This is a genomic window from Streptomyces sp. NPDC057136, from assembly GCF_042670885.1.
GTDB lineage: Bacteria > Actinomycetota > Actinomycetes > Streptomycetales > Streptomycetaceae > Streptomyces.
Genome location: NZ_JBHUUV010000007.1, coordinates 90,069 through 116,482 on the forward strand (window position 1 = coordinate 90,069; position 26,414 = coordinate 116,482).

The 26,414-nt window shown below is 70.1% G+C and carries 25 protein-coding genes and 3 pseudogenes; 11 read left to right on the forward strand and 17 right to left on the reverse strand.

What is annotated here, in order from left to right; translation table 11 throughout:
* Nucleotides 1-69 precede the first annotated feature (69 nt).
* The gene (locus ACFT7S_RS11540; RefSeq protein ID WP_382729894.1) at nt 70-900 is read right to left on the reverse strand and encodes an alpha/beta fold hydrolase; all 831 of its coding nucleotides are present in this window, start codon (nt 898-900) and stop codon (nt 70-72) included.
* Between the two features lie 121 nt (nt 901-1,021).
* Between ACFT7S_RS11540 and ACFT7S_RS11545 the strand changes: the two genes are divergently transcribed.
* Nucleotides 1,022-1,906 carry an RNA polymerase sigma-70 factor gene (locus ACFT7S_RS11545; protein ID WP_382729896.1) on the forward strand — a complete coding sequence of 295 codons (885 nt, stop codon included), beginning with the start codon at nt 1,022-1,024 and terminating at the stop codon, nt 1,904-1,906.
* Nucleotides 1,907-2,181: 275 nt separating this feature from the next.
* The gene (locus ACFT7S_RS11550; RefSeq protein ID WP_382729898.1) at nt 2,182-2,946 is read left to right on the forward strand and encodes a GntR family transcriptional regulator; all 765 of its coding nucleotides are present in this window, start codon (nt 2,182-2,184) and stop codon (nt 2,944-2,946) included.
* A 58-nt stretch (nt 2,947-3,004) separates the two neighbouring features.
* Here ACFT7S_RS11550 and ACFT7S_RS11555 read toward each other — a convergent pair whose 3' ends face one another.
* From ACFT7S_RS11555 to ACFT7S_RS11565, 3 genes are all read right to left on the reverse strand, one after another.
* Nucleotides 3,005-4,162, reverse strand: a complete 1,158-nt coding sequence (locus ACFT7S_RS11555) for an ROK family transcriptional regulator (RefSeq protein WP_382729900.1) — start codon at nt 4,160-4,162, stop codon at nt 3,005-3,007.
* Between the two features lie 100 nt (nt 4,163-4,262).
* Nucleotides 4,263-4,913, reverse strand: a complete 651-nt coding sequence (locus tag ACFT7S_RS11560) for a response regulator (protein WP_382729902.1) — start codon at nt 4,911-4,913, stop codon at nt 4,263-4,265.
* A 4-nt stretch (nt 4,914-4,917) separates the two neighbouring features.
* Nucleotides 4,918-6,090, reverse strand: a complete 1,173-nt coding sequence (locus tag ACFT7S_RS11565) for a sensor histidine kinase (RefSeq protein ID WP_382729904.1) — start codon at nt 6,088-6,090, stop codon at nt 4,918-4,920.
* 108 nt (nt 6,091-6,198) lie between these two features.
* Between ACFT7S_RS11565 and ACFT7S_RS11570 the strand changes: the two genes are divergently transcribed.
* The 3 genes and pseudogenes from ACFT7S_RS11570 to ACFT7S_RS11580 all read left to right on the forward strand — a co-directional run bounded on the left by ACFT7S_RS11570 (nt 6,199) and on the right by ACFT7S_RS11580 (nt 8,456).
* Nucleotides 6,199-7,137 carry an ATP-binding cassette domain-containing protein gene (locus ACFT7S_RS11570; RefSeq protein WP_382729906.1) on the forward strand — a complete coding sequence of 313 codons (939 nt, stop codon included), beginning with the start codon at nt 6,199-6,201 and terminating at the stop codon, nt 7,135-7,137.
* Nucleotides 7,134-7,877: an ABC transporter permease gene (locus tag ACFT7S_RS11575; protein ID WP_382729908.1), complete on the forward strand. Its 744-nt coding sequence runs from the start codon at nt 7,134-7,136 to the stop codon at nt 7,875-7,877. Before ACFT7S_RS11570 ends, ACFT7S_RS11575 begins: the two co-directional genes overlap by 4 nt.
* Before the next feature lie 142 nt (nt 7,878-8,019).
* Nucleotides 8,020-8,456 (forward strand): annotated as a pseudogene (locus ACFT7S_RS11580) (hypothetical protein).
* Nucleotides 8,457-8,498: 42 nt separating this feature from the next.
* Here ACFT7S_RS11580 and mug read toward each other — a convergent pair.
* The 3 genes from mug to ACFT7S_RS11595 all read right to left on the reverse strand — a co-directional run bounded on the left by mug (nt 8,499) and on the right by ACFT7S_RS11595 (nt 12,424).
* Entirely contained in the window at nt 8,499-9,077 is a 579-nt protein-coding gene (gene mug, locus ACFT7S_RS11585; RefSeq protein ID WP_382729910.1) for a G/U mismatch-specific DNA glycosylase, read from the reverse strand.
* Between the two features lie 19 nt (nt 9,078-9,096).
* Complete coding sequence (gene purB, locus ACFT7S_RS11590; protein ID WP_382729912.1) at nt 9,097-10,539, reverse strand: adenylosuccinate lyase; 1,443 nt, start codon at nt 10,537-10,539, stop codon at nt 9,097-9,099.
* A 742-nt stretch (nt 10,540-11,281) separates the two neighbouring features.
* On the reverse strand, nt 11,282-12,424 hold the full coding sequence (locus ACFT7S_RS11595; RefSeq protein ID WP_382729914.1) for a S1 family peptidase: 1,143 nt from the start codon (nt 12,422-12,424) through the stop codon (nt 11,282-11,284).
* A 352-nt stretch (nt 12,425-12,776) separates the two neighbouring features.
* Between ACFT7S_RS11595 and ACFT7S_RS11600 the strand changes: the two are divergent.
* Together ACFT7S_RS11600 and ACFT7S_RS11605 are read left to right on the forward strand one after the other, a co-directional pair.
* Nucleotides 12,777-13,037, forward strand: a pseudogene (locus ACFT7S_RS11600) (XdhC family protein); the annotation flags it as partial.
* A 260-nt stretch (nt 13,038-13,297) separates the two neighbouring features.
* On the forward strand, nt 13,298-14,164 hold the full coding sequence (locus ACFT7S_RS11605) for a GNAT family N-acetyltransferase (RefSeq protein WP_382729916.1): 867 nt from the start codon (nt 13,298-13,300) through the stop codon (nt 14,162-14,164).
* Between the two features lie 314 nt (nt 14,165-14,478).
* Here the strand turns inward: ACFT7S_RS11605 and ACFT7S_RS11610 are convergent.
* From ACFT7S_RS11610 to ACFT7S_RS11635, 6 genes and pseudogenes are all read right to left on the reverse strand, one after another.
* Nucleotides 14,479-15,255, reverse strand: a pseudogene (locus ACFT7S_RS11610) (zinc-binding dehydrogenase); the annotation flags it as partial.
* A gap of 98 nt (nt 15,256-15,353) precedes the next feature.
* Entirely contained in the window at nt 15,354-15,551 is a 198-nt protein-coding gene (locus tag ACFT7S_RS11615; protein WP_382729918.1) for a hypothetical protein, read from the reverse strand.
* 246 nt (nt 15,552-15,797) lie between these two features.
* Nucleotides 15,798-16,577, reverse strand: coding sequence for an SGNH/GDSL hydrolase family protein (locus ACFT7S_RS11620; RefSeq protein WP_382729920.1), 780 nt, complete (start codon nt 16,575-16,577; stop codon nt 15,798-15,800).
* An 81-nt stretch (nt 16,578-16,658) separates the two neighbouring features.
* Nucleotides 16,659-17,678: a hemolysin family protein gene (locus tag ACFT7S_RS11625; RefSeq protein ID WP_382729922.1), complete on the reverse strand. Its 1,020-nt coding sequence runs from the start codon at nt 17,676-17,678 to the stop codon at nt 16,659-16,661.
* Nucleotides 17,675-19,012, reverse strand: a complete 1,338-nt coding sequence (locus ACFT7S_RS11630; RefSeq protein WP_382729924.1) for a hemolysin family protein — start codon at nt 19,010-19,012, stop codon at nt 17,675-17,677. Before ACFT7S_RS11630 ends, ACFT7S_RS11625 begins: the two co-directional genes overlap by 4 nt.
* 147 nt (nt 19,013-19,159) lie before the next feature.
* The gene (locus tag ACFT7S_RS11635; RefSeq protein WP_382729926.1) at nt 19,160-19,594 is read right to left on the reverse strand and encodes a GNAT family N-acetyltransferase; all 435 of its coding nucleotides are present in this window, start codon (nt 19,592-19,594) and stop codon (nt 19,160-19,162) included.
* A gap of 174 nt (nt 19,595-19,768) precedes the next feature.
* Here ACFT7S_RS11635 and ACFT7S_RS11640 point away from each other — a divergent pair, with 174 nt between their 5' ends.
* The 3 genes from ACFT7S_RS11640 (at nt 19,769) to ACFT7S_RS11650 (ending at nt 20,964) form a co-directional block, all read left to right on the forward strand.
* Nucleotides 19,769-19,996 (forward strand): antitoxin, encoded by a 228-nt coding sequence (locus ACFT7S_RS11640; protein ID WP_382729928.1) that lies wholly within the window; start codon nt 19,769-19,771, stop codon nt 19,994-19,996.
* Nucleotides 19,993-20,364 carry a fic family toxin-antitoxin system, toxin component gene (locus ACFT7S_RS11645; protein WP_382729930.1) on the forward strand — a complete coding sequence of 124 codons (372 nt, stop codon included), beginning with the start codon at nt 19,993-19,995 and terminating at the stop codon, nt 20,362-20,364. Before ACFT7S_RS11640 ends, ACFT7S_RS11645 begins: the two co-directional genes overlap by 4 nt.
* A gap of 153 nt (nt 20,365-20,517) precedes the next feature.
* Nucleotides 20,518-20,964 carry a hypothetical protein gene (locus tag ACFT7S_RS11650; protein WP_382729932.1) on the forward strand — a complete coding sequence of 149 codons (447 nt, stop codon included), beginning with the start codon at nt 20,518-20,520 and terminating at the stop codon, nt 20,962-20,964.
* Nucleotides 20,965-20,968: 4 nt separating this feature from the next.
* On the opposite strand, the gene ACFT7S_RS11655 is transcribed toward ACFT7S_RS11650, so the two are convergent.
* The 4 genes from ACFT7S_RS11655 to bioB form a co-directional block, all read right to left on the reverse strand.
* On the reverse strand, nt 20,969-21,646 hold the full coding sequence (locus ACFT7S_RS11655; RefSeq protein WP_382730256.1) for a class I SAM-dependent methyltransferase: 678 nt from the start codon (nt 21,644-21,646) through the stop codon (nt 20,969-20,971).
* Between the two features lie 89 nt (nt 21,647-21,735).
* Nucleotides 21,736-22,422: a dethiobiotin synthase gene (gene bioD / locus ACFT7S_RS11660; protein ID WP_382729933.1), complete on the reverse strand. Its 687-nt coding sequence runs from the start codon at nt 22,420-22,422 to the stop codon at nt 21,736-21,738.
* 1 nt (nt 22,423) lies between these two features.
* Nucleotides 22,424-23,728 carry an adenosylmethionine--8-amino-7-oxononanoate transaminase gene (locus tag ACFT7S_RS11665; RefSeq protein WP_382729935.1) on the reverse strand — a complete coding sequence of 435 codons (1,305 nt, stop codon included), beginning with the start codon at nt 23,726-23,728 and terminating at the stop codon, nt 22,424-22,426.
* The gene (bioB, locus tag ACFT7S_RS11670; RefSeq protein WP_382730258.1) at nt 23,721-24,923 is read right to left on the reverse strand and encodes a biotin synthase BioB; all 1,203 of its coding nucleotides are present in this window, start codon (nt 24,921-24,923) and stop codon (nt 23,721-23,723) included. The genes ACFT7S_RS11665 and bioB overlap by 8 nt, the downstream gene beginning before the upstream one ends.
* Before the next feature lie 143 nt (nt 24,924-25,066).
* On the opposite strand from bioB, the gene ACFT7S_RS11675 reads away from it, so the two are divergent.
* On the forward strand, nt 25,067-26,227 hold the full coding sequence (locus tag ACFT7S_RS11675; RefSeq protein WP_382729937.1) for an 8-amino-7-oxononanoate synthase: 1,161 nt from the start codon (nt 25,067-25,069) through the stop codon (nt 26,225-26,227).
* Nucleotides 26,228-26,414 lie beyond the last annotated feature (187 nt).

Here is a 26,414-nt window from a genome sequence, read left to right on the forward strand (position 1 = left end):
ACCCCAGGTGAACAAGAGGGCGTTGGCCCCCGGCCGCCCTGCCCCGCCAAGGGGCGGAACCGGAACCGCTCAGTGGCTCGTGTCGAGGATGACCCGTGCCACCGCCGCGGGGTCGTCGTTCATGGGGACATGACCGCAGCCCGGCAGCCGCACCAGCCGGGCCCCCGGGATGGTGTGCTTCGCCCGGATTCCCTGCCTGCGCAGCAGCAGCCGGTCCTGACTGCCCCAGGCGATGGTCACGGGGAGGCCGGGCACGTCGTCGGTGAAGTCGACGCTCCTGCCGACGGCCAGAGTCTGGTGGAAGCCCGTCGCCTCGCGCAGCGCGAACGTCTCGGCGACCACGGCCTCGGGTGAACGGCGCCCGGGCCGCGCGTAGATGGTGCTCGTCAGCGCCGCGCGCCCGGCGGCCCCGGCCGCGAGCCGTTCGATCAGGGAAGCCGGCATCGACAGGGCGCCCCGGCGCATCGCGCGCAGCGTCGCGAAGGCGTAGCGGCGCTCACCCGGCGTCCAGAATCCGGCCGGGGACAGCACTGTCACCGACCGGGCAAGCTTCAGACGGCCCAGTTCGAGGGCGAGCAGACCTCCGAGGGAGTTCCCGGCCACATGCGGGTGCCGCACGCCGAGCTCCTCGCAGAACGCGCCGAGCACGGGGGCCACCGTGGCCAGGTCGTACGGGAGACCGTCCGGCAGACCCGGGGAGGTGCCGAACCCCGGCAGATCCACGGCGATGACGTCCCGCTCCGCGGCGAGAATCCGCACCACCGGGTCCCATGCCTGACGGTGGTGCCCGATGCCGTGGAGCAGCAGCAGGGGCTCACCGGACCCGGTTCGTTCGTACGCTATCGACACGCTGTGCCGCTCTCCGGCGGAACCGACGGTGAACGAGGCCGTGGTGGCCATACGGCTGCTCCCTGGGGATTTAGACATTGCGTCAACAACAATTACCGCTCGGTAGCTTGTAGTTCAAGAGCCCGGGCGATTCCCGCTGGACAGCACACCGTGGGTGGGCTGGGATGGAACGGTGACTGCCAACACCGTGACCGATCTCTTCGAAGAACACCGGCCTGTGCTGACCGGAGTCGCCTACCGCATGCTCGGGCGCATCGCCGACGCCGAGGACGTGGTGCAGGAGGCGTGGCTGCGCTGGTCGTCCGCGGAGCGGGAGGACGTACGGGAACCGAGGGCCTATCTCGTACGGATCACCACTCGCCTCGCCATCGACCGGCTGCGCCAGGTCCAGTCCCGTCGCGAGGCGTACGTCGGCCCCTGGCTGCCCGAACCGGTCGTCACCGACTTCGGTCCCTCCGTCCCCGACACCGCGGAACGGGCGGTCCTCGCCGATTCCGTGTCCCTCGCCGTGCTCGTCGTCCTCGAATCCCTCTCGCCGCTGGAACGCGCCGTCTTCGTGCTGCGTGAGGCGTTCGGATTTCCGTACGCGGAGATCGCCGCCGCCCTCGACCGGACCGAGGCCGCCGTGCGCCAGCTCGCCGGACGCGCCAAACGTCATGTGGAGGAGCGCAAACCGCGCTACGACGTGGACCCGGCCGAGCGCCGCGACCTGACCGAACGCTTCCTCGCCGCGGCGTCGGGTGGCGATCTCGAACAGCTGCTCGCGCTGCTGGCGCCGGATGTGAGGCTCGTCAGCGACAGCGGGGGCAAGTCGAAGGCGCCGAGGCGGATCATCGAGACCGCGGACAAGGTCGGCCGCTTCCTCGTCGCCGTCAGCCAGGAGCAGGCCCCGGACATGGAATTCCGGTTCACCGAGCTCAATGGTGGCGTGGCGCTGGTGATCCTCGTCGGCGGCAAACCGGACACCTTCTTCCAGGTGGACATCAGGGATGGAGTTATTCAATGCGCCTATCTCATCCGTAATCCGGACAAGCTCTCCGGATTGCCCGTCGAGTAACTCCGGCCCGCCTTCTGTGTATGGGCACCGCCGGCCCCTCGCGGCGCATGCACCGAGCCCCACGACCCGCCCGGACGTGGGGTTTTGTGCTGCGCGCGGCTCACGGCACCAAGAACGTCCTGTGAACGCTCTGTGGTGCGGCGCCGTTTCGCTCCGTTACCGCATAAGGATTGGTCTTGACCAAGGGGGTGCGCCGTCCTATGGTCACAACGTTAAGACAGGAACCTTTAATAAATAACGTCGCGGAAAGCCGCTGGGCGATTGCGGAGGACAGGGTGGGGACCACGCAGCTGGAATCGGTGCAGGAGCCGAAGTACTGGCACCTCAAGACCGTGCTCAGTGAGGCACTCGACTCGGACTTTGCGGTGGGGGAGATCCTGCCCAACGAGCGTGACCTCGCGGCCCGGTTCGGTGTCGCCCGAGCCACGCTCCGGCAGGCTCTGGAACAGCTCGAACTCGAAGGCCGGCTCCAGCGTCGCCGTGGCGTGGGCACCACCGTCGCTCCGCCCCGTGTGGGCGTCGCCGTGTCCACCGCGCAGCAGGACTGGACGGGCGGCGCCGGTGAGACGTGGCAGCCCGTCGACTGCACCACCGGGCCCGCTCCGGCGGTCGTGAGCGCGATGTTCGACGTGGGTACCGGGGACGCCGTGCACAGGGTGCGCCGCATCCGCGTCAGCCACGGGCAGCCGCTCGCGGCGGAATTCCTCTACGTCCCCGCCTCTTCGGTGCCCGCTCTCTCCGCGATCGACGCCCCTTCGGGTCCCGCCCGTGCGCGGAGCGTCCTGCGCGAGCTGGACCGTCTGGGCCTCAACGGCCAGGACCGCTCGGTGGAGCTGGGGTCGGCCCGGGCGGACGACGCCAAGGAGCTCGACAGGCTTCCGGGTTCCCCCGTACTCGTGGTCACCACACGCTACTTCGCGGCAGGCGGCACGGCGGCAGTCTCCGTAGCCACCTACCGGGCCGACACCTGCCGGCTCACCTTCGGTGACTCGGGCGCCCTGGAAATCAGCCACGAAGACCAGGCACGGCAGGCTTCCTGACCTTCTGTACCCCAGCCACCGAGCTGCCCGCTCAGGTGCACCGTGCGGCCCGTCGCAGTCAGCGGCGGGCCGTTACCGTGCCCTCCACCGCGAACAGCTGCTCCTCGACATGGTCCAGTGCCAGCCGCAGAGCGCCGGTCGCAACGGCGGCTTCGCCCAGCAGGGAGAGCGTGACCCGGGGCGGGCGCAGGCAGTAGCGGGCCAGCTCCCCGCGCAGCGGATCGAGGACGCCGTCCAGCCCTGCGGCCCAGCCGCCGATCACCACGAGCTCCGGATCGAGTGCGAGCACCAGAGCCGCGACATCGTGGACCAGCCGCTGAATGAACCGCTCGACGGCCGCCTGCGCACCGGCGTCACCACGACGGGCCTCCGCGAAGACCGCGGCCACCGCGTGCTCGTCCAGAGGAACGAGCGGGGTGTCGGTCGTCGACAGCAAATGCTCCGGCGTTACATCCCGGCCCAGCAGATGCAGCGCACCGATCTCCCCGGCCGCCCCGCCGAAGCCGCGGTGCAGACGCCCCCCGATCAGCGAACCGGCCCCGGGGCTCAGTCCCGCCAGGACGAACACGATGTCGTCCGACTCGGTCGCCGCGCCCTTCCAATGCTCGGCCACCGCCGCGGCGTTGGCATCGTTCTCCACGAGCACGGGACAGCGGAACGACCGCCGAAGCCGCTCCCCGAGGGCGAGCCCGGTCCACTCCGGAAGCGCGGTCCCCAGTCGTACGGTCCCGTCAGCTTCCACGATGCCCGGGCTGCCCACGCCGACCGCCCGCAGACTGCTGCGGGCCACCCCGGTACGCCGAAGCAGATCGGCGATCACGGTCCTGACCTGGTCCAGACGGTCGTCGGCCCCCGCGGTCTCGGACACTGCGCGTGACCCGGCACCGATGATCCGGCCGTCCAGCCCCGACAACAGCGCGGAGACGCGGTGCGGCCCGATCTCGACCCCCAGCAGATGCCCGGCCTCGGCCCGGAAGCGGAACCGTCTGGCCGGCCGTCCCTGGCGCCGCGCCTCGCCCTCGTCGGCCTGTGCCTCGACGACCAGCCCGGCCTCGAAGAGGCCCTCGACGACACCTTCGACCGTGGGGCGGGAGAGCCCTGTGATCCGCGTCAGGTCCGTCAGAGTCGGAGAACCCGCGCCCCTCAGGGCGTGCAGTACCACCGCGGAATTGATCCGCCGCAACAGTGACGGGTCCCCTCCGGTCAGCCGCCCCACGGTGTGTCCTCCCAGCTCGCGCGCATGTCTGCCGGATCGTACTCGCTGGTCGGGGACGCAGCGACCACTGGACGGAGCCGGTATCGAGAGGTGACCTACGTCAGCGCGGAGCGACGAAGCCGGACTCATAGGCGGCGATCACTGCCTGCGTGCGATCCCTGGCCCCCAACTTGGCCAGGATGGCGCTGACATGCGACTTCACCGTTTCGACACCGACGACGAGCTTGGCGGCGATCTCGGCGTTGGACAGTCCCCTGGCCATCAACCGGAGCACCGCTTCCTCCCGCTCGGTGAGCGAAGCCAGCTCCATGGCTGCCCGCGCCTTGCTCGTGCCGTACTCGGCGGCGAGCTGCCGGACCGCTGCGGGGAACAGCAGCGACTCCCCCTCCGCCACCAGCCGGACCGCATTGACGATCTCGGCCGGCCGGGCACGCTTGAGCAGAAATCCGTCAGCCCCCGCCCGCAGCGCCTCGTAGACGTACTCGTCGTTCTCGAACGTGGTCACCACCAGGATCTTCGGCGGATCCGGCACCGTCCGCAGTACCACCTTGGTCGCCTCGATGCCGTCCATCAGCGGCATGCGCACATCCATCGCGACCACATCGGGCCGCAGCTGACGCACCAGCGGGATCACCGCGGCACCGTCGCCCGCCTCGCCCACCACCTCGATATCAGGCTGTGCCTCAAGGACCGCACGCAGTCCCGCGCGTACGAGAGGTTCGTCGTCGACCAGAAGAACGGTAACCGGCATCCGCTCAGCGTATGCGCTCCAGCGGAAGGCTCGCGTGCACTCTCCATTCGCCGTCGTAGGGGCCGGTCTTCGCCTTTCCTCCCAGCAGGGCGGCTCTCTCCCGTATGCCCCGCAGCCCGCTGCCACCGCCCGACATGCTCGACGCACCCGTGAGCGGATTCACCACCTCCAGCTCCAGCCATCCGTCCACCACACTGATCCGCACCCGGACGGGCACGGAGCCCGCGTGACGCAGTGCGTTGGTGAGCGACTCCTGGAGGATGCGATACCCCTCGCGAGACACCGGAGCGGGCACCAGGTCCAGCGCCCCGGACACTTCGGCCTCGACCTTCGCACCCGAGCCACGCGCGGAATCCAGTAGCCGGTCCGCCTCGACGAGCGTGGGCCGCCCGCCTACCGGAGTACCCGACTCACGCAGCACCCGCAGAACCCGCTCCAGGTCGTCCAGCGCCTCCCGGCCCGTCTCCTCGATCGCGGCGAGCGCCCGCTCCGTGAACGCGGGATCGTTCGCCGCGCGCGCGGCACCGGCCTGGACGACGGCAACCGTCAGCGCGTGCCCGATCGAGTCGTGGAGTTCGCGCGCGATGCGATTGCGCTCCAGCAGTTGCTCGGTGCGCTCCTCCAGGGCCGTCATCCTCTCCATTGCGGTCGGTCCGAGCAGCCACCGCGCAGCCGCCGTGGCCAGGTTGCCGCCCACGGTGATCAGGCAGAGAAGCACAAGGACCGGCAAGGGGGCCAGGAGGACATACCACCAGTGCGGCTCTATGCCGCGTATCAGCCAGTCGTTACTGGGTCCCTTCCCGAAGGCTGTGAGGACGAGATCGACGGAAGTCGCCGGCAGCCAGACCGTCGCGAACATGGCCGGCGTCGCGAGCAGGAGCCGCACCTCGAGCCAGAGCACGGTCCGCCACCGCTCCGCCCACGTTGACGCGGACGCCACCGAGATCGCGGCATCCGGGCTGCCGCGCTCCCACGGTGTCAGCAGCAACTGTCCCTGAACGCCCTCGGCCAGGCGCATCGCGGGAATCAACCCGACCGGCACCGCCATAACCATGAGCATCCACGGCTTATCCGGGGAAATGAACAGCCACACACTGGCTACCGCGGCCGGACTGAGGAGATGCAGCCAGCGGCTGTACGTGGCCGGCCTGGCCAGCGGAGCGAGGAAGCGGTTCATGTGAGCCATCGTGCCAGCGCGGCTGCCGCGGCAGCTCCCCCGAGCGAGGGAGATGATCTACACGGGCGGGGGAGGCCGTGGAGGGGGGACGGCGGCCAGGCTGAGGACATGACCAGCATCGACGTCCATGAGCTCACCAAGGAATACGGCGCCACCCGCGCCGTGGACCACCTCACGTTCAGTGTGCGGCCAGGCCGGGTCACCGGCTTCCTCGGCCCCAACGGCGCGGGCAAGTCCACCACTATGCGCCTCGTCCTCGGACTTGACCGGCCCACCGGCGGTACGGCCACCATCGGCGGACAGTCGTACGGGACGCTGGACAACCCGTTGCGCAAGGTCGGCGCGCTGCTCGACGCGCAGGCGGCCCATGGCTCGCGGACCGCTCGGCATCATCTGCTGGCACTCGGCGCGAGCAACGGAATCCCCGACGCGAGGGTCGACGAGGTTCTTGAGGAAGCCGGTCTCAGCCAGGTCGGGGGGAAGCGGATCAAGACCTTCTCGCTCGGTATGCGGCAGCGCCTCGGAATAGCCGCCGCCCTCCTCGGCGACCCGGAGGTGGTGATGCTGGACGAGCCCTCCAACGGGCTGGACCCGGAAGGCATCGTCTGGATACGTGAGCTGATGAAGCGGCTCGCACGCGAAGGGCGTACGGTCCTCGTCTCCAGTCATCTGATGAACGAGACGTCGTCCTTCGCCGACCACCTGGTGGTTCTCGGCAAGGGCAGGCTCCTGGCCGACCTGCCGATGCAGGAATTCCTCGACTCCCGCAGCAAGCCCCGCGTGCGGCTGCGCACCACCGAGTCCACGCGACTCCGGGACGTCCTGATACGGAAGGGGCACGACCCGGTGCAGGGTGAGGACGGCAGCTGGACCGTCGAGGGCGTCAGGGCGGAGGAAGTCGGCGCCATAGCCGCCTTCGAGGGAATCCCCATCCTCGAACTGTTCGACGAACAGGCCACTTTGGAGCAGGCATACCTCGACCTCACAGCGGCAGAGACCGAATTCGCGTCCGCCGGTACGACCTCGACCACTCGCCAGGAGGCGTGACCATGTCGACGACCGCAGTTCTCCGCTCCGAGTGGATCAAGATCAGATCAGTCCGGTCGGTCGCGGGCTCGCTGATAGCCGTCTTCCTCGCCACGCTGGCCATCACGGTGCTCACCTTCGCCACGGTCGGACAGGCGGAGGCGGACAACGAGGGCGCCGAGCTGCTCTTCGGAGCGTTCTACGCGCTGAACTTCGGCCAGATCGCGGCCATCAGCTTCGGCGCGACGGCTCTCTCCTCCGAGTATCTGAACGGTGCTCTGCGTATATCGCTCTCGGCCGTGCCCCGCAGAGGCCTCTTCTACCTCGCCAAGATGTCGGTAGTCGGCGGGCTCGCGCTTCTCGTCGGGCTGGTTACGAGTTTCACCTCATTCCTGGTGGGTCAGCTGTTCATGGGTGAGTACGCGATAGGTCTGGGGGAGCCGGGTGCTGTGCGTGCGGCCTTCGGCGGTGGCATCTATCTGGCGCTGATGGCGTTGTTCGCCGCGGGTCTTGCGGCCCTGCTGCGCAGCGCGGTCGCGGTCCTGAGTCTGCTCATCCCTTTCATCCTTATTGTCTCCTTCGTGGTCGGTGACATCGCGGGCGGAGCGGCCCAGTATTTGCCCGACCGGGCGGGGCAGTTGGTGCTGCACCAGAATCCGGAGGGCAGCCTCGGACCGTGGACGGGGCTGGCCGTGACAGCGGCATGGGCCGGCGTGGCCCTGCTGGCGGGCTGGTGGGCGGTGCGGAACAGGGACGCGTAACGGCACTCGCGTACAAGCGGTGGGTGCGCCGAGCGCGGGGGCCGGGGCAAGTCCCGGATGCGCCGGGCGCCGGCGCCGCCGACCAAGTCCCATGCTGCGCGGCAGGGCGTCACTTGTCAGTGGCGGACGGTTTACTGACGACATGACGACCGCACACCACCTTCGCCTCATGGACGGGATGCGCGCCCGGGACTTTCCCACGGAGCGCACCCCGGCGGGCTCGGGAATCAGCGGGCCGGCTACCACACGGCGTTCCTGCACGTCGAGGACCAGCATGGGGGGAGTGACGAGACGGAACGCCTGGAGGACCGGGCGCAGTGCCTCGCCGAGCACGACGCCTTGCTCACGCTGCTCACCCTCCGCTGGGGTGAGCCGGAGATCGTCAGCCTGTGGAGCGCACAGGCACGGATGTTGGCCGGGGAGGAGATACCGGAACCCTGGGCCCATCCGGTGGCGGGCTGCGAGTATCTCCAGCTCTGGCGGATCGAGGAACGCTGGATCGCGATAGGGCTTCACCTGGAGGACGGCGGGCCGGGCTGCGAGCTGAGTGTGCTGGTGACAGTGATCGACCCGCCCTGACCCGCGGACGACCGGTTCGTTCCAGGCGGCCGCTCGCTCGGCTCAGCCGGCGCCGGGGGTTGGGTTGTCGCCGGGGGCCGGGCTGTCGATGAACGCGGCGGTGCGGAGGAGGGCGTACTCGTCGGCCATCGTGCGGACGGTCCAGTGGGCGTTCAGGCCGCTGGGGTTGGGGAGGGCCCAGACCCGCGCCCCGCCGATTCTCCGCTCCTGCGGGCCGATCTGTGCGCGGCGCTCACCGAATGCCGTGCGGTATGCCGTGACTCCGACGACGGCGAGCCACTGCGGTGTCAGTTGGGTCACCTTCGCGGTCAGGAGCTGACCGCCCTCGCGGAATTCGGCGGTACTCAGTTCGTCCGCACGCGCGGTGGCTCGCGCCACGACATTGGTGATGCCCAGGCCGTAGCCCGGCAGCTCGCTCTGCTCCGACGGCTTGAGCTGCCGGGGAGTGAAGCCCGACAGGTGGAGCACCGGCCAGAAGCGGTTGCCCGGATGGGCGAAGTGGAAGCCGGTGGCGGCGGTCATGAGGCCGGGGTTGATCCCGCAGAACAGCACACGCAGACCGCCCGCGGTCACATCGGGAACGATGCGGTCGCGGGCGGCCAGGAGTTCTTCGGGTGTCATCCGGTGCCGGTTCCGGCCGTCAGAGGATGGAGCCGGGGGTGTAACCCGCGGCTTCCGGGTGCTGCTTGGTGATTTCCTCGATCCGGGAAACCACGGCAGTGACCTGGTCGCCCGCCGCGCCCGTGAAGGACAGCTTGTCGGCCATCAGCGCGTCCAGCTGCGCGCGGTCCAGCGGGATGCGGTCGTCGGCACCCAGCTTGTCCAGCAGCTCGTTGCGCTCCGCGCCCTGCTCCCGCATGGCCAGCGCCGAGGCGACGGCGTGCTCCTTGATCGCCTCGTGCGCGACCTCCCGGCCGACTCCGGCGCGTACCGCACCCATGAGGACCTTGGTGGTGGCGAGGAACGGCAGGTAACGGTCCAGCTCGCGCGCCACGACCGCGGGGAACGCCCCGAACTCGTCCAGCACCGTCAGGAACGTCTCAAGGAGGCCGTCGAACGCGAAGAAAGCGTCGGGCAGGGCCACTCGGCGGACCACCGAGCAGGACACATCGCCCTCGTTCCACTGGTCGCCCGCCAGCTCGCCCGTCATCGAGGCGTAGCCGCGCAGGATCACCATCAGGCCGTTGACGCGCTCGCAGGAGCGGGTGTTCATCTTGTGCGGCATGGCGGACGAGCCGACCTGACCGGGCTTGAATCCCTCGGTCACCAGCTCGTGGCCGGCCATCAGCCGGACGGTCTTCGCGACGGACGAAGGCGCCGCGGCCAGCTGAACCAGCGCGGTCACGACGTCGTAGTCGAGCGAGCGGGGGTAGACCTGGCCGACGGAGGTGAAGGCCTGGGCGAAGCCGAGGTGTCCGGCGATGCGCTGTTCCAGGTCGGCGAGCTTCGCGGCGTCGCCGCCGAGCAGGTCGAGCATGTCCTGCGCGGTGCCGACGGGGCCCTTGATGCCGCGCAGCGGGTAGCGGCCGAGGAGATCCTCCAGCCGTCCGTACGCCACCAGCATCTCGTCCGCGGCGGTCGCGAAACGCTTGCCGAGTGTCGTCGCCTGGGCGGCGACATTGTGGGACCGGCCGGCGATGACCAGCTCGCGGTACTCGCCCGCCAGCTTGCCGAGCCGGGCCAGGACGGCCACCGTGCGGTCACGCATCAGTTCCAGCGAGAGCCGGATCTGGAGCTGCTCGACGTTCTCCGTGAGGTCCCGGGACGTCATGCCCTTGTGGACCTGCTCATGGCCGGCGAGAGCGTTGAACTCCTCGATCCGGGCCTTCACGTCGTGCCGGGTGATCTTTTCGCGCTCGGCGATCGAGGCCAGGTCGACCTGGTCGAGTACACGTTCGTAATCGGCGAGGGCGGCGTCAGGCACCTCGATCCCGAGGTCCTTCTGGGCGCGCAGTACCGCCAGCCACAGCTGACGCTCCAGCTTCACCTTCTGCTCGGGGGACCAGAGGACAGCCAGCTCCGTGGAGGCGTAGCGGCCGGCCAGGACATTGGGGATGCGAGGCTTCGCAGACACAGCAGTCACGTGTCCAGAGCTTACCTGCCATCTTCAGCAGTTCGTGAGCGTCCATTAAGTCCATAAGGTCCAGGTCGGAGACTCCTAGGTAGCAGTCTCACGCACAGCGTGGGAGACATGCGTGAGGCGGAACGGCCCCGGCGGTGATTCCAGTACCGCCGGGGCCTTTGGGTAGAGCCCTTGCGATCAAGGGAGCCGGACCCGCGTAAGTCCGTAGCCTGCTTGCCGAGCTGGGGGCCTCCTGGAAGCACTCGCCATCCCCGCGCCGGCCGCAAGAAGACGTCCGTCCGCATCCCGACCGGGTCGTGCATGCCCGGGGCGTCCTGGAGCGGGTCCAGCAGGGCGACGGCCCTTGACGCCGTGGATCGTGGAGAAGGGAAGAAGCGCGCTGACGTCGCTCGTCAGCAGCTCAGATCGCGCCCGGTCCACATGCCTCTGGGCGCCTTGAAGTCGCCCAGGCGGGATTTCAGGAAAGTGATTCCTGCCTGCGGGACAGAGTCGTCGTAGCACCCGCAGGTTGACCGGTCCGTCGGCAATGGGCCCGAGCCGCGCCTGCGTCGGAATTGACCCAGTTCTTGAACCACTGGTAGCAGACGTTGAAGGCGAACCTGCTGAGTGGGCCGGTGGTGGCGACGACGTTGGTCACGGACGGGCCGAAGGGCGCCGCAGGCCAGGTGTACGGGGCACCCGGCGACGGCCGGTCGTCCACCCGGTGCACGGCCGTGGCCTGTGGCCGTGCACCGGTAATCGGTCAGGCCGTGTGGAGGGTCAGGCCGTACCTGCCGAGGATCTCGTTGACGGGTTGGAACCACGTCTCGCCGCCGGAGGAACAGTTGCCCCAGCCGCCGGAGGTGACGCCCTGGGCCTGGTCACCGCTGATGAACGCGCCGCCGGAGTCGCCGCCCTCCGCGCAGACGCTGGTCTTCGTCATCTGGTGGACGGCGCCCTGGCTGTAGTTGACGGTCTCGTTCTTGGCCAGGACGGTGCCGCAGTGCCAGTGCGTCGTGGAGCCCGAGCGGCAGATCGAGGCACCGACCGGGGCCTCGACAGAGCCGCGCACCAGTCGGTCCGGGATCGTGCCCCAGCCGAGGACGACCGGTACGGTCCACCAGCCGCTGTGGATGCTCACGTACGCGTAGTCGTCGCCGGGGAACGAAGAGCCCTGGAACGTGCCCATGGCGGAACCGTCCCAGCCACGCACCGCCGCCCCGGCCTTCCCGCAGTGACCGGCTGTCACGAACCCGCCGTGCACGGAGAAGCCGATCGAGCAGCGGACGTTGCCGGTGTAGTACGGGTCGCCGCCGACGGTGCCCGCCGCGTACGTACGGGGCGCCGCGGCCGTTTCGGCGACGGTGACGGGTCCGTTCCCGCGGGCCTTCTCGACGAAGGCGCGAACGGCGGGCGCGTTCCGCTCGGCACGCACGACCGTGACGACGACGCTGTTGGCCTCGGGGTCGACGTGCCAGCCGGCCACGCCTGCGGGCGCGGAGAGCGCGTCCAGCCGGGACTTGGCACGGTCCAACGCGACGGCGCTGTGGCGGACGATCCGGGTATCGGCGCCCAGGGCGCGCACGTCGGCCTCCTCGGTGCGGTCGATGAGGGCGACGACGAGCCGTCCCGTGGCCGGTTCGAACCACGATCCGCCGTACGCGCCGCCCGCGGTCTGCCGGGCCGCCTGCTCGACGGCTGCGGCCGCCTTCTCGGCGTGGATCCGCTCCTCCGCCTGCGGCGCGGTCAGTCCGAGGTCCTGGCCCATGGCTTCGAACAGTCCGGCCGAGGCCGTGGGCGGGGCAGCGACGGGGGTGGCGTGGGCGGCTTCGGCGTGGGCACCGCCGAGTCCGACGGTCAGTAACAGCGCCGCGGCGGCGGTACGCAGGGGGGTCGTGCTTTTCACGAGGCCTCCAGAGGTGGGGGATCGAACGCGTTGAGAGCGCTCTCAGTAAGCGCCGGGGGTCACGCTAGCGGCGATGTAATGTCAGGTCCATACCAAGAATCGGTCGCACGGCTGGTCGCCCCGAGCGAGACCCGCGTGATGGAGCTGTGGACCACGGTTACCGACGCCACCGGAGCGCCCCTGCACCGTCACAGAGCGGTCTGCCCTGAGACCCAGCGCGTCACCGGCGACGGCAGCGCGCACAACGGGACCACAGGACGCGAGGACCGGGACCGGGCGGTGGCGGCCCAGGCCCGTGCGTTGCTGCGCGCGGGCCGTGCCCGCCGGGTCGATGTCGGCGGAGACGCGACGACCTGTGGGCTACGTGGGCGCACTGGGCTCACGCCGCACCCACGCACACCGCCTGCAACTACTCCAGGAGGCCGACGTCCCCGAGGAGCACCTCTCCCGCCTGCGCTCCCCGATCGGCCTCGACCTGGGCGCCCACACTCCCGAAGAGACCGCCATCTCCATTACGGCGGAGATCATCGCCCACGCGCATCAGGGCTCAGGAACACCCCTGACCCAGAGCACGGGTCCCATCCACCACCCACAACATCCACGTGAGGGCTGACTGCTCAGCGATATACAAGCAGGGGCTGAACCGAGAAATCACGCATACGAAGGCTGCCGGGATGCCTCACAGCCGGTGAGAGCTTGCAGGGCAGCGTGCTGAGCCTCCTACCAGTCGGCCGCGACTCTCGACTGAGGGCGGTTCTGCCTGGGCCGTGTCTCTTCGATCATCGGCTGCCTTCCCGCGTCCCCAAACCCGCACCACGCCGGCCGGTCGGAAACCGGGTGCGGACTGTCGGTGCGGTGGTGTGTGATCGGGGCATGGCGATTGTGTTGGGCAAGCCGGGAGTTGACAGGCTGAGCAAGGCTGTGGGCGTGCTGCGGGAGTGGCAGTACGACGGGGCGCCGATGCAACTGCATCCGGGGGACCTGGGCTGGTTCTGGCGGTTAGGTGCGGAAGCGACTGCCGCGGCGGTCAGGACGTGGAGCCGGGACGGACAGATTCTCGCCGTCGGGCTGCTGGACGGTCCCGGGCTGTTGCGGCTGACGATCGCGCCGGACGCTCAGCGGGAGGAGGAGCTGGCGCAGCAGTTGGTTGAAGACGTGACCGAGCCGGAGCGCGGCGTGCTGCCCGAGGGGAAGGCGAACATCGAGGCGCCGATGGGTGCACTGGTCCAAGATCTGCTGTTTGAGGACGGCTGGAACGCCGACGAGCCGTGGACGCCGCTGCGCCGCGACCTCACGGAGCCGGTGAATGACCCAGGCGTGCGGATCGAGGTGGCCGGGCCGGAGCAGGCGCACGTCTTTGCCGCCGTACATCGGGCAGCGTTCGACGGGTCGAGGTTCACGGACGAGCGCTGGCACGCGATGGCGTCCGGACTGCCGTACGCCGAGGCCCGGTGTCTGGTCGCGTACGACGACCAGGGCAACGCGGTGGCGGCGGTGACGGTGTGGTCGGCCGGTCCGGGTAGGCCCGGGTTGCTCGAACCGATGGGCGTGCACCGGGAACATCGCCGTCACGGCTACGGCGAGGCGATCACCGTCGCCGCGGCGGCCGCACTCCAGGAGCTGGGCTCGTCGAGCGCGATCGTCTGCGCCCCGAGCTCCAATGTCGGCGCCGTCGCCACCTACAAGTCGGCCGGCTTCCAGCAACGCCCCGAGGTCCGGGACCAATACCGGGACGCCTAGCTAGTGCCTTGTCACCTCGATCACGACTTCGTGGGCAGCCCGCCGCGGGAGCGGCCGAGTGCTTCGCCTGACGCACCGCCCAGGCAGCCTGCACCAGGTAGTGCGGGCGACCCCACGCCGCTCTGTCGGACGGGCCGGCCAGCGCTGAGGCGCCGCCCGCGACATCCTGCAGACGGCGCTCGAGCCCTCCACGTAGGGTCGCCCTCGGCTGGTTGAGTCCCCCGTGCCGGGACGCGGCCAGCGTACTGGGATCGTGCTGGGATGACCCCCTCGAAGTCCGTGTTTCCGCAGGTGGGAGCGTGCACCACCCGGGCCTACTGCCCGCGTGGTGCACGCTTTGGTCGGGGAGTTATGAGGACCTTGAGGGCCTCGCGCTGGTCCATGGCGAGGTAGCCTTCCGCAGCGTTTTCCAGAGACAGGGTGCGGTCGAAAACGCGGCCGGGGTCGACGGTGCCGTCGAGGACTGCGGGAAGCAGTTGCTCGATGTAGGCGCGTACGGGGGCCGGTCCGCCGGTGAGGGTGATGTTGGGGCCGAAGAGGCTGCCGAAGCCGATGGCGGCGTCTTCGTACTGAGGGACGCCGACGCGGCTGATGACGCCGCCGGGGCGGGCGGCGCCGACGGCCATCTCGTAGGCGGGCATGTGGCCGACGGCTTCGAGGACGGCGCGGGTGCCGTGGCCGCCGGTCAGGTCGCGGACCTTGGCGATGCCTTCTTCGCCGCGTTCGGCGATGACGTCGGTGGCGCCGAAGAAGCGTCCGAGGTCTGTGCGGTCCTTGGGGCGACCCATGAGGATGATCCGCTCGGCTCCGAGCTGCTTGGCGGACAGGACGGCGAGCAGTCCGACAGCGCCGTCGCCGATGACGGTCACGGAGTCGCCGGGACGCACGCGGGCCTGGTGGGCGGCGTGGTAGCCGGTGCCGTAGACGTCGGCGAGGGTGAGCAGGGAGGGCAGCAGCTTCTCGTCGGTGTCGCCCGGGAGCTTGACCAGGGTTCCGGCGGCCTGGGGGACGCGGACTGCTTCGGCCTGGGCGCCGCCGATGCCGGCGGCGAAGAAGCCGCCGTTGGGGCAGGAGGTGTGCAGGTCGGGGCGAGGCCCTTGCGTCTCCATCCCGGTCACAGAAGCCGGTGAGGGGCCGTCCGGGACCGTAAGCAATGCCAGATGGGCGAGGTCTCCGGGCGGAGGTGTGGTCAGCGACCAGAGTGGCGCGGGAGTTCCGTCGGCGATCCGACGAGCACCGGCTTACCTTCCTGCAAGGAGACACCAGGCACCTCGATCCGTTGTTCGCCGCTCTGGAAGAGGACCTGTCCGACGCGTTGGACGTGGTACGCGACGAGGCCAACATGCCGCTGGAGGACGAACCGCGACGGGTACGTGACGATCTCCACGCTCTTACGATCCGCCGTGATGCCTATCGGGTGGCACCAGCCGCTGGCCGCGCCGTGAGCTCACACCTGGGCAGCTTCGCCTTGCGCTCCGGGTGGGCGGCGGTGACGTAACGCATCGCGGTCTGCCCGGCGATGCCGAACAGCCGTATCTGCTTGAGGTGATCAGCAGTTGCTCTATTGAAAGTGCTGCGGGCGGACGCGAGCCGGTCCGCAGCACCTCCCAGGACTTCGCAGCCCCACGCACGGTCAGCTGAGCGGCGGCTCGTACGGCACCAGCTCGGCGCGCTTCGGCGGGCGGCCGTCGCCGGACGACCGGCCGGTCAGCCGCCGCCCGATCCACGGCGCCAGATGCTGCCGCGCGAACCGGACGTCGTCGACCCGCCGCACCGCCCAGCGCGGCGGTACCGTCGCCGGCATCGGCGTACGCCAGTCGAGCTCCGCGGGCAGCCCCAGTGTCTGCCACACTGCCTCGGCCACCCTGCGGTGACCCTCCGCGGTGAGATGCAGCCTGTCGACGTCCCACATCCGCGGGTCGCCCAGGGACGGCGCGTCGTACAGATCGACCACCAGCGCACCGTGCCGGCCGGCCAGTTCGTCGATCAGGGTGAACAGCTCTTCCATCCGCGGCCGGAAGCGTTCCATCACCGGGCCGTTGCGCCCCGGGCTGCGCATCAGCACCAGCTGTCCGCACGACGGCGCGAGGCGTTCCACGGCCTCCTCCAGCCGTGCGCGCACCATGCCCATGTCGCACTTCGGCCGCAGCGTGTCGTTGAGCCCGCCCACGAGCGTGACCACGTCCGCCCGCATGGCCGCGGCGACGTCGATCTGCTCGTCGACGATCTGGGCGATCAGCTTTCCGCGTACGGCGAGATTCGCGTACCGGAATCCGGGGGTATGGGCCGCGAGACGGGCGGCGAGGACATCGGCCCAGCCCCGGTACGAGCCGTCGGGGAGCAGGTCCGACATGCCCTCGGTGAAGGAGTCGCCGACTGCGACAAGACTGGTGTAGGAGGCATTCATTTCCATGGCCCTGCGATCGTACCGCGCCGGATTCCGCCCCTCTCCAGGCCGAAAGGCCGAAAGGCAGAGCGGGGGCAGCGGGCGGGCTCAGCGCGCCCGCGGTCGGCCCACCAGCTCACGCAGTACGTCCTCCATCGTGACGAGCCCGGCCAGCCGGTCGTTCTCGTCGACGACGACCGCCAGGTGCGTCCGGCTGCGCCGCAGCGCAGTCAGTACGTCGTCGAGCGGCGTCGACGCCCGTACCCGAGCGATCGGGCGCATCGCCGTCACCGGGAACGGGACATCGCGTGGCGTCGCGTCCAGCGCGTCCTTCACATGCAGATAGCCCAGAATCCGTGCCTCGCTGTCCATGACGGGGAAGCGCGAGAATCCGGTCTCCGAGGAGAGCCTCTCCAGTTCCTCGGGCGTCGTACCGACCCGGGTGGACACCACCTGGTCCACCGGCAGGACGACGTCGCGGACAGGTCGGCGGCCCAGCTCCAGTGCATGCCGAAGCCTCTCCGCCGAACGGTCGTCGACCAGGCCGGCGTCCCCGGCGTCCTTCACCAGCCGGGCCAGCTCGTCGTCGGAGAAGGTCGCGGACACCTCGTCCCTGGTCTCCACCCGCAACAGCTTGAGCAGCACGTTCGCGAAGGCGTTGACCGTGAAGATCACCGGGCGCAGACCTCGTGCGAGTGCCACCAGCGGAGGGCCGAGCAGCAGCGCGCTGCGGACCGGCTCGGCGAGCGCGATGTTCTTGGGCACCATCTCGCCCAGGAGCATGTGCAGATACGTCGCCACGGACAGGGCGATCACGAACGACAGCGGATGCACGAATCCGTGCGGCACGCCCACCACGTCGAACACCGGCTCCAGCAGATGCGCGATGGCGGGTTCGGCGACGATACCCAGCACCAGCGTGCACAGCGTGATGCCCAGCTGCGCCGCCGCGAGCAGCGCCGACACGTGTTCGAGGCCCCAGATGACGCTGTGCGCGCGCCGGTTGCCCGCTTCGGCCTCGGGCTCGATCTGACTGCGGCGTACGGAGATCATCGCGAACTCCGCGCCGACGAAGAAGGCGTTGACGACAAGGGTCAGCAGGCCGATGAAGAGCTGGACGGCGGTCATCGTTCGTTCTCCGTCAGCTCGTGGGAGCCGGCAAGCGGCGCGTGCAGGAGGGCCCGCGCGGCGCGGCGCCCGGAGGCGTCCACCACGTCGATGCGCCAACCGGTCAGGTCGACGGTGTCACCCACCACCGGGATGCGTCCCACCTCGGCGGCGATCAGCCCGGCAAGAGTTTCGTACGGTCCCTCAGGGACGCGCAGCCCGATCCTCTTGAGCTGGTCGGTGCGGGCCGCACCGTCCGCGGACCAGAGCGTGCGTCCGTCGGCGTCCTCGCCGGCCGGGGCCAGGTCCGGTGTCTCGTGTGGGTCGTGCTCGTCACGGACCTCGCCGACGACCTCCTCGACGATGTCCTCCAGCGTGACGACGCCCGCCGTGCCGCCGTACTCGTCGATGACGACGGCCATGGCCAGCTTGCCGGACAGCCGGTCGAGCAGCCGGTCCACGGTGAGTGTCTCCGGTACGAGCAGCGGCTCGCGCAGCATGTCCGAGACCCTCTTGCGGGGCCTTTCGTCGGCGGGGATCGCCAGCACGTCCTTGATGTGGGCGACACCGACGACCGAGTCCAGATTGCCCCGGTAGACGGGAAAGCGGGAGAGCCCGGTCGCGCGCGTCGCGTTCGCGACGTCCTCGGCGGTGGCCTGGACCTCCAGGGCGGTCACCTGGACACGCGGGGTCATCACGTTCTCGGCGGTCAGCTCCGCCAGATTGAGGGTGCGTACGAAGAGTTCCGCGGTGTCCGCCTCCAGCGCACCTTCCTTCGCGGAGTGCCGTGCCAGAGCCACCAGCTCCTGGGGGCTGCGCGCGGAGGCGAGCTCCTCGGCCGGTTCGAGGCCGAAGCGGCGCACGATGCGGTTGGCGGTGTTGTTGAGGTGACTGATGAAAGGACGGAAGACCGCGGTGAACGCCCGCTGCGGGGTGGCCACCCTCCTCGCCACCGCCAGGGGTGAGGAGATGGCCCAGTTCTTCGGGACGAGTTCACCGACCACCATCAGGACCACGGTGGACAGGGCGGTGCCGAGCACCAGAGCCACCGAGGACGCCACACCGGGGGAGGCACCCAGCGCCTCGAGGGGCCCGCGGATGAGTTTGGCGATGGAGGGTTCGGCGAGCATGCCGACCACCAGATTGGTGACGGTGATACCGAGCTGCGCGCCGGACAGCTGGTAGGTGAGGCTGCGTACGGCCTTGAGGGCGCTCGCCGCCCCCCGGTCCCCTCGCTCGACGGCCCGTTCGAGCTCGCCGCGCTCGATCGTGGTCAGGGAGAACTCCGCCGCGACGAAGGCGCCGCACGCGAGCGAGAGCAATACCGCCACGAGGAGCAGAAGCACTTCGGTCATCGGTTCACCTCCGTCCCATGATCGGGCAGGGGTGGGAGGACTGCGCGACGGACGCGATGTCGGCTACTGGGAGGCTCGCCCATGGGCGGACGCTCACACCTTTCGTGGGGGTCGGTCGGATGACAGGACATCGTAAGGCCCAGGGTCTCAGCCGGTGAGGTGCTTCACCCAGCGGCTCCATTGCGGCTCCGGCGCGTACCCGGCGGCGCGCCAGGCGTGCTGCGCCAGGTCGTTGCGGTCGAGGACCATGGCGTCACCGCGTCGCCCGCCCAGTTCGGCGAATCGTTCCTCTGCCGCTGCCAGGAGGGCGGCGCCGATGCCACGACGGCGTTGGCCGGGATGGACGGCGAGCCGGTACAGATGGCACCGCCAGCCGTCGAAGCCCGCGATGACGGTGCCGACGAGGAGGCCGTCCAGCTCGGCGAGGATCAGTGCACCGGGATCGCGGGCGACCAGCCGCCGGATGCCGTCCTGGTCGTCACTGATGCTGGTGCCCTCGGCGGCCACCTTCCAGAAGGCGAGGACATCGTCCAGGTGGGCCGCTTCGGCGGCGCGTATCGCAAGATCATTCATAGCGGCCATCCCATCACCGGGCGAGTGGGGCCGTCGACAGGATTCCGGGATATGGGCGGGCCCGGTCGCCGGGCGGACCCTGTGTCTCCGCCCGGTTCCGGCGACCGTGCTCCGTACACACGTGTACGGGGCACGGCACGGTTGCCCTTGCTGGCGCTAGCGGAGGCGCGCTAGCGTGATGAGGTGCCCAAGACTCAGTTGAACGTACGAGTGGAAGAGGCCACCGCCGAGGCCGCGCGACAGCGCGCGCTGCAGAGGGGGATGAGCGTGAACCGTTATATCGAGGAGCTCGTGAAGCAGGACGCGGGCGAAGTGGGACACACCTTCGTCGAAGCCGCGGCCGACTTCATGAAGCAGTACGAGTCGGTTTTCACGGAGGAGTTCGGCGCGGAGGGCGAACGAGCCCGTTGAACGTGAAGATCGACCTTTCCTGGCTGCTGATGGTCGCCGAACACAAAACGCCCGGTGATCCGCAGGTCGTCGACTGGGGCGCACTCGTCGCCGCGGTGAGCCGTCATGAGGCGGAGATCTTCGGCAGTCCCGTCTACAGCGACCCGCATTCCCGGGCCGCAGCCCTTCTCCAGCTTCTGCTCCATGTGCCCGCGCTCGAACACTCCAACGCGATGTTCGCCTCTGCAGTCGCCTACGGCTATCTCGTCGCTTCGGGGCTGAAGGTCATCACCTCGCCCGAGCAGGTGCGTGACCTGGCCAGGCTGGTCAAGGAGGGAAAGGCGGACGTCCGGTCCATCGCCGACGAGCTGCGCCAGTGGAGCGTGTGACTCCGCAGGGCCTGTCCGCGCGGGCCCGGCTGCGGAGGATGTGGCGTCATGTGCACAAGATCGCCGGAACGCCCCCTTCCGCACCCGCCCGAGGCTAATGTCCCGAGCATGACACGCATAGCGCGCCTGAGAAGCATCGGACGAACCAGACGGATGACGGTCACCCTCGTCGGCACGGCAGCCGCGGTGATCCTCGGGGTGAGCGGGGCCATTGCCGTCGGCGCCCCGGACGACGGAGGCACGGACACCTCGGGCGGTACGACGGTGGGTGTGACGAGCGGTTCGGACGGCGAGCCGACCCCCGTGCCCACCGAGACGCCGGTACCCAGCCCCGGCGGAACGGACGGCGGCGGGACCGTCGGCGGTTCGGGCAGTACCGGTGGCGGGGAACCGACCGAATACCCGGACCCGTCGGACTATCCCAGCCCGAGCGGCTCCGGCGCCCCCTCCCCGGCACCCCCGGCCGATCTCGCCGAACTGACCGAGCGCATCGGCGAACTCGAGGCGAAGGTCGACCAGTTGCCGACCAAGCAGGAACTGGCCGACGCGCTGCGAGCCTTCGCCGACCAGCTGGACAACGGCGGGCAGGGCGAGGGCTGACGCGTCAGTCGTCCGAGAACGGACGGCGTGCCACACCCAGGACGCAGGGGGAGGAGGGGAGTTGTATCCCCTTCTCCGGAATCCTGAGCCTGCGGTACGTCCCCAGCTCGAAGCCGGCCGCCTCGACAGCGGCAAGCGTGTCCCGTGCGGTGTGACATCCGCCGAAGAGCAGCGGCCAGACCGTACGGTCCACCATGCGCTGCGTCGTCGCCAGGCCGCGGCCCGGGGCCAGCCCGTGCTCGAAGAAGCGCAGCTCGCCACTGGGCCGAAGGACCCGCCTGATCTCGGCCAGCGCACGCGGCAGATTCCGTACGGTGCACAGGACGAGGGAGGCCACCGCCGCGTCGAAGGCCTCGCTCTTCACCGGCAGTGCCTCGGCCGTGCCGGGCACCACGTCCACCGGGACCTCCGCCCGCAGCGCTGCGCCGACCGCCAGTTGCCGCAGGCTCCGTTCCGGCTCGATCGCCACCACCTCGGACACGGCCGCCGGGTAGTGCGCGAAGTTCAGACCGTTGCCCGCGCCGATCTCGATCACCCGGCCCGACAGGCCCGTCAGGAGCTCCGCGCGATAGGCGGCGATACCGCCCCGATTGTCGGCGGCGACGCTCATCCGGGCGTAGAACCGGGCGAAGACGGGGTGGTGCACCGCGTCCCGCGGGATCTTCGTGCTGCGCAGCTGCATGACGGCCTCCTCGAGGAACACGTACGGCTCCTTCGATTCTCCCCCGTACCCGCCCGCTTCTCCCCCGTACGCGCCCGCTCAGCCGGGCATCACGGCACCCTGTGCCCGCCGAGCTCCGCCGTCAGCCAACTCGCAGCGCGCGCACGGAAGTCCCGTGGCGCCAGCGACCCCGCACCGGCAGGTACCGAGCCCAGCAGCGGTGCGGCCGCAGCGACGGGAAGGTCGTCGATATTGCACCGGGCGGCCAGATCCGGCTCGGCCGGCATGCTGCCCACCACCACACCCAGGCACTCGAGGCCCCGGGTCCGCAGTGCTTCCGAGGTCAGCGCGGTGGCATTGAGCGTTCCGAGCCCGGCGGGCGCCACCACCAGAACGGGCGCGCCCAGCAGCCGTGCCGCGTCCGCGAGCGTGGAGCCCTCGTCGTCGAACCGTACGAGCAGTCCGCCCGCCCCCTCGATCAGTACCAGATCGTGGTCGGCCGCCAGCTTCTCGGCCGCCTCGGCCACCTCGTACGGACGTACCGGTGCGAGACCGGCCCGGCGCGCGGCCGTCGCCGGGGCCAACGGGTCGGGGAAACGGGCCAGTTCGACAGGAGTGACATGACCGCCCGCAAGCCGCACCACCTCGGCCGCGTCCCCGGGCTCGCCCGGGCCGAGACCGGTCTGGGCGGGCTTGAGCACGGCGACCCTGCGGCCCTGCGCCGCCGCGGCTACGGCCGCGGTCACCACGGTCTTGCCGATCTCGGTGCCCGTACCCGTCACCACCAGAATCGTCATCTCAGCCCTCCCGCGCCGCCGCGCACACGGCGCGGCAGATCCGCGCCACATCGTCATCACCGGTCACATAGGGCGGCATGGTGTAGACGAGGTCGCGGAACGGCCGCAGCCAGACCCCTTCCCGTATCGCCGCCCGGGTCGCGGCCTCCATGTCCACCTCGTGATCCAGCTGTACGACGCCGATGGCACCCAGCACCCGGACGTCCCGGACCCCGGGCAGCCCGGCCGCCTCGGCGAGACCGGCCCGCAGCCCGGTGCCGATCCGCTTGACCTCCTGCTCCCAGTCCTGGCCCAGCAGCAGATCGATCGAGGCACAGGCCACCGCCGCGGCGAGCGGATTCCCCATGAACGTCGGCCCGTGCGCGAGGACCGGCACCTCGCCGCTGGAGATGCCATCGGCGATCCGGGAGGTGCACAGCGTCGCCGCCATCGTCAGATAGCCGCCGGTCAGAGCCTTGCCGACACACATGACGTCCGGCGAGACACCGGCATGCCCGGCTGCGAACAGCGTGCCCGTACGCCCGAAACCCGTGGCGATCTCGTCGAACACCAGCAGCACGTCATGCTCGTCGCACGCCTCGCGGAGTACCCGCAGATACGCCGGCGAGTGGAACCGCATGCCCCCCGCGCCTTGCACCACCGGCTCCACGATCACGGCGGCCAGCTCATGGGCGTGGTCCGCGATCAGCCCTCGCAGATGCGTGACGTAGGCGTCGTCCGGCTCCGAGTCGAAGCCGTCCGGCGGAGCGTCCGCGAAGACCTGCCGCGGCAGCGCGCCCGACCACAGCTCATGCATCCCGCCCTCGGGATCGCACACCGACATCGGCTGCCAGGTGTCCCCGTGGTAGCCGCCGCGCCAGGTCAGCAGCCGCTGTTTGGCCGGTTGTCCGGCCGAGCGCCAGAACTGCAGGCACATCTTCACTGCCACCTCGACCGACACCGAACCGGAGTCGGCGAGGAAAACATGCTGCAACGGCTCCGGGGTGATCTCCACCAGCCGGGTCGCCAGCCGCACGGCGGGCTCATGGGTGAGCCCGCCGAACATCACATGGCTCATCCGGTCCAGCTGGCCGCGCGCCGCCTCGTTGAGGACCGGGTGGTTGTACCCGTGCACAGCGGACCACCAGGACGACATGCCGTCCACCAACTCGCGCTGCCCGTACGCTTCTTCGGCGAGCCGGAGCCGTACCCCGGACGCGGACTCCACGACCAGCGGTTCCTGGCGGCCCGGCATCGGGCCGTAGGGGTGCCAGACATGGGCCCGGTCCAGGGCGCGCAATGCGGCGGGGGAGAGCGGCTCAGGCATTGGGCGCGAGGTCCGTACCGGCGCCGCGACGGCGGACCGCCACGAGGTCCGTGCGTGCGGTCGGCACCTCGGGGACATCCGCGGCCGGCACTTCGGAGGCATCCGCGACAGGCGCGTCTTCCGGCTTGTCGGCCGTGTCGCCGCAGGGCGCGCAGCCCCCTTCGTGCGAGCCGCAGCCACCGCCGGCCTGCGTACGGTGCTGGGGCAGCGTCGTCGTGCCCGCACCCTCCACCTCGAAACCGGCGTCCGCGATCATGTCCAGGTCGGTCTGGCCGGCCTGCCCCTCACTGGTGAGGTAGTCACCCAGGAAGATCGAGTTGACCAGGTTCAGGGCGAGGGGCTGCATCGACCGCAGATGGACCTCGCGCCCGCCCGCGAGCCGCACCTCGACATCAGGGCAGACGAACCGGACCATCGCGAGAATGCGCAGGCAGCGCTGCGGGGTGAGGTTCCACTCCTTCGCGAGCGGGGTGCCCTCGAACGGGATGAGGAAGTTCACCGGTACCGAGTCCGGGTCCAGCTCGCGCAGCGAGAAGACGACGTCGACCAGGTCCGCGTCGCTCTCACCCATGCCGGCGATCAGCCCGGAGCAGGCGGACAGCCCGGCGGCCTGCGCCTGCTGCACGGTCTCCACCCGGTCCGCGTAGGTGTGCGTGGTGGTGATCTCGCCGTACGTCCCCTCGGACGTATTGAGATTGTGGTTGTACGCGTCGGCGCCGGCCGAGCGCAGCCGCTCGGCCTGTCCGTCGGAGAGCAGACCGAGACAGGCGCACACCTCGACGCCCTCGTTCTGGTCCTTGATCGCCTCGATGGTCTGCGACACCCGGTCGACATCGCGGTCCGTCGGACCGCGGCCGCTCGCCACCAGGCAGACACGCTTCGCGCCGCCCGCCACCCCGGCGGCCGCCGCCTTGGACGCCTCGTCCGGCTTCAGCCACGTGTACTTGAGGATCTCCGCCTTCGACCCGAGCCGCTGCGAGCAGTACGAGCAGTCCTCGGGGCAGAGCCCGGACTTGAGGTTGACCAGATAGTTCAGTTTCACGCGCCGCCCGAACCACTGGCGGCGCACCCGGCCCGCGGCGGCCACCACGTCGAGCAGTTCGTCGTCGGAGGTCGCCAGCACGGCGAGCGCTTCTTCACGGGTCGGCAGTTCGCGCCGCAGCCCCTTGTCCACCAGCGTGTTCAGCAGGTCCATGGCGATGATCCTGACGTACGGCACGGCCATCGGCCAAGGAGGAACCAGACAGAAGAGGCGGCGAAGGGTGTGGGTATTGCCACACCCTGACCTGCTGCGCCCCCGGCTAGGGTCTGTGAGCTGCCTACAAAAGGGACCACCACATGTCCTTCGCCCCGTTCGACTGGATCGACGACGAGGCCCGCCGCCGTGCCGCTGCCGGACTCGTCCGCACCCTGCGGCCGCGCCCCGCCGAAACGGAACTGCTGGACCTCGCGAGCAACGACTATCTGGGTCTCACCCGGCACCCCGAGGTCACCGCGGCGGCCGCCGAGGCGGCACATCGATGGGGCGCGGGTGCCACCGGATCGCGACTCGTCACCGGTACCACCGCCCTGCACGCCGCACTCGAAACCGAACTGGCCGCGTTCTGTGGCTTCGAAGCGGCCCTGGTGTTCTCCTCCGGATACGCGGCCAACCTCGCCGCCCTCACCGCACTTTCCGGCCACGGCTCCCTGATCGTCTCCGACGCCGGCAACCACGCCTCGATCGTCGACGGATGCCGGCTCTCCCGGGCCGCGACGGCCGTGGTGCCGCACGCGGAGCCCGACGCCGTACGCAAGGCCCTGCACGCGCACGACGGACGGGCCCTGGCGGTGACCGACTCGGTCTTCTCGGTGGACGGCGACGCCGCTCCGCTGACGGAACTCGCCGACGCGTGCCGGGCCGAGGGCGCCGCACTGCTGGTCGACGACGCGCATGGGCTGGGCGTCCTCGGGGAAGGCGGGCGCGGCGCGCTCGCCGCCGTCGGGCTCGCGGGCGGCGAGGGGATCGTCGCCACGCTCACCCTGTCCAAGTCGCTGGGCAGCCAGGGCGGTGCGGTCCTCGGACCGGCCCGGGTCATCGACCACCTGGTCAACACGGCCCGCACATTCATCTTCGACACCGGACTCGCCCCGGCGGCGGCCGGCGGGGCCCTGGGCGCACTGGACCTGCTGAGGCGCGAACCGGAGAGGGCGGACCGCGCCCGTGCGGTGGCCACGGCCCTGTACGAACGGCTGACCGCGGCCGGGCTCACGGCAGCCCGCCCCGACGCCGCGGTGGTCGCCGTCCGGGCGCCGTCCGCGGACTCGGCGGTGCGCTGGGCGGCCGACTGCCGCGCGGCTGGAATCGCGGTGGGCTGCTTCCGGCCGCCGTCGGTACCGGACGGGATCTCGCGGCTGCGGCTGACCGCGCGGGCCGATCTGACGCCGGAGCAGGTCTCGGCCGCGGTGGACACGATCGTACGGACCGCTCCCGAAGGGGCGTCGGCCCAGGTCGGCTGAGGGGTCGATCGCCGTCCTCCGGTACGGGTTCCGGGGCGTCGCCCCCATGCAGTCTTCCGTGGCAGAGTTCACCGCTTTGGGCGACAGGTATATGCATATCTTGGTGCATCGTCGTTACAGAGGGCAGCATCAGTGTCAATCTGGCGCGAAGCACAACCCCGGCCGATCTCGATCGGCCGGGCCGGGA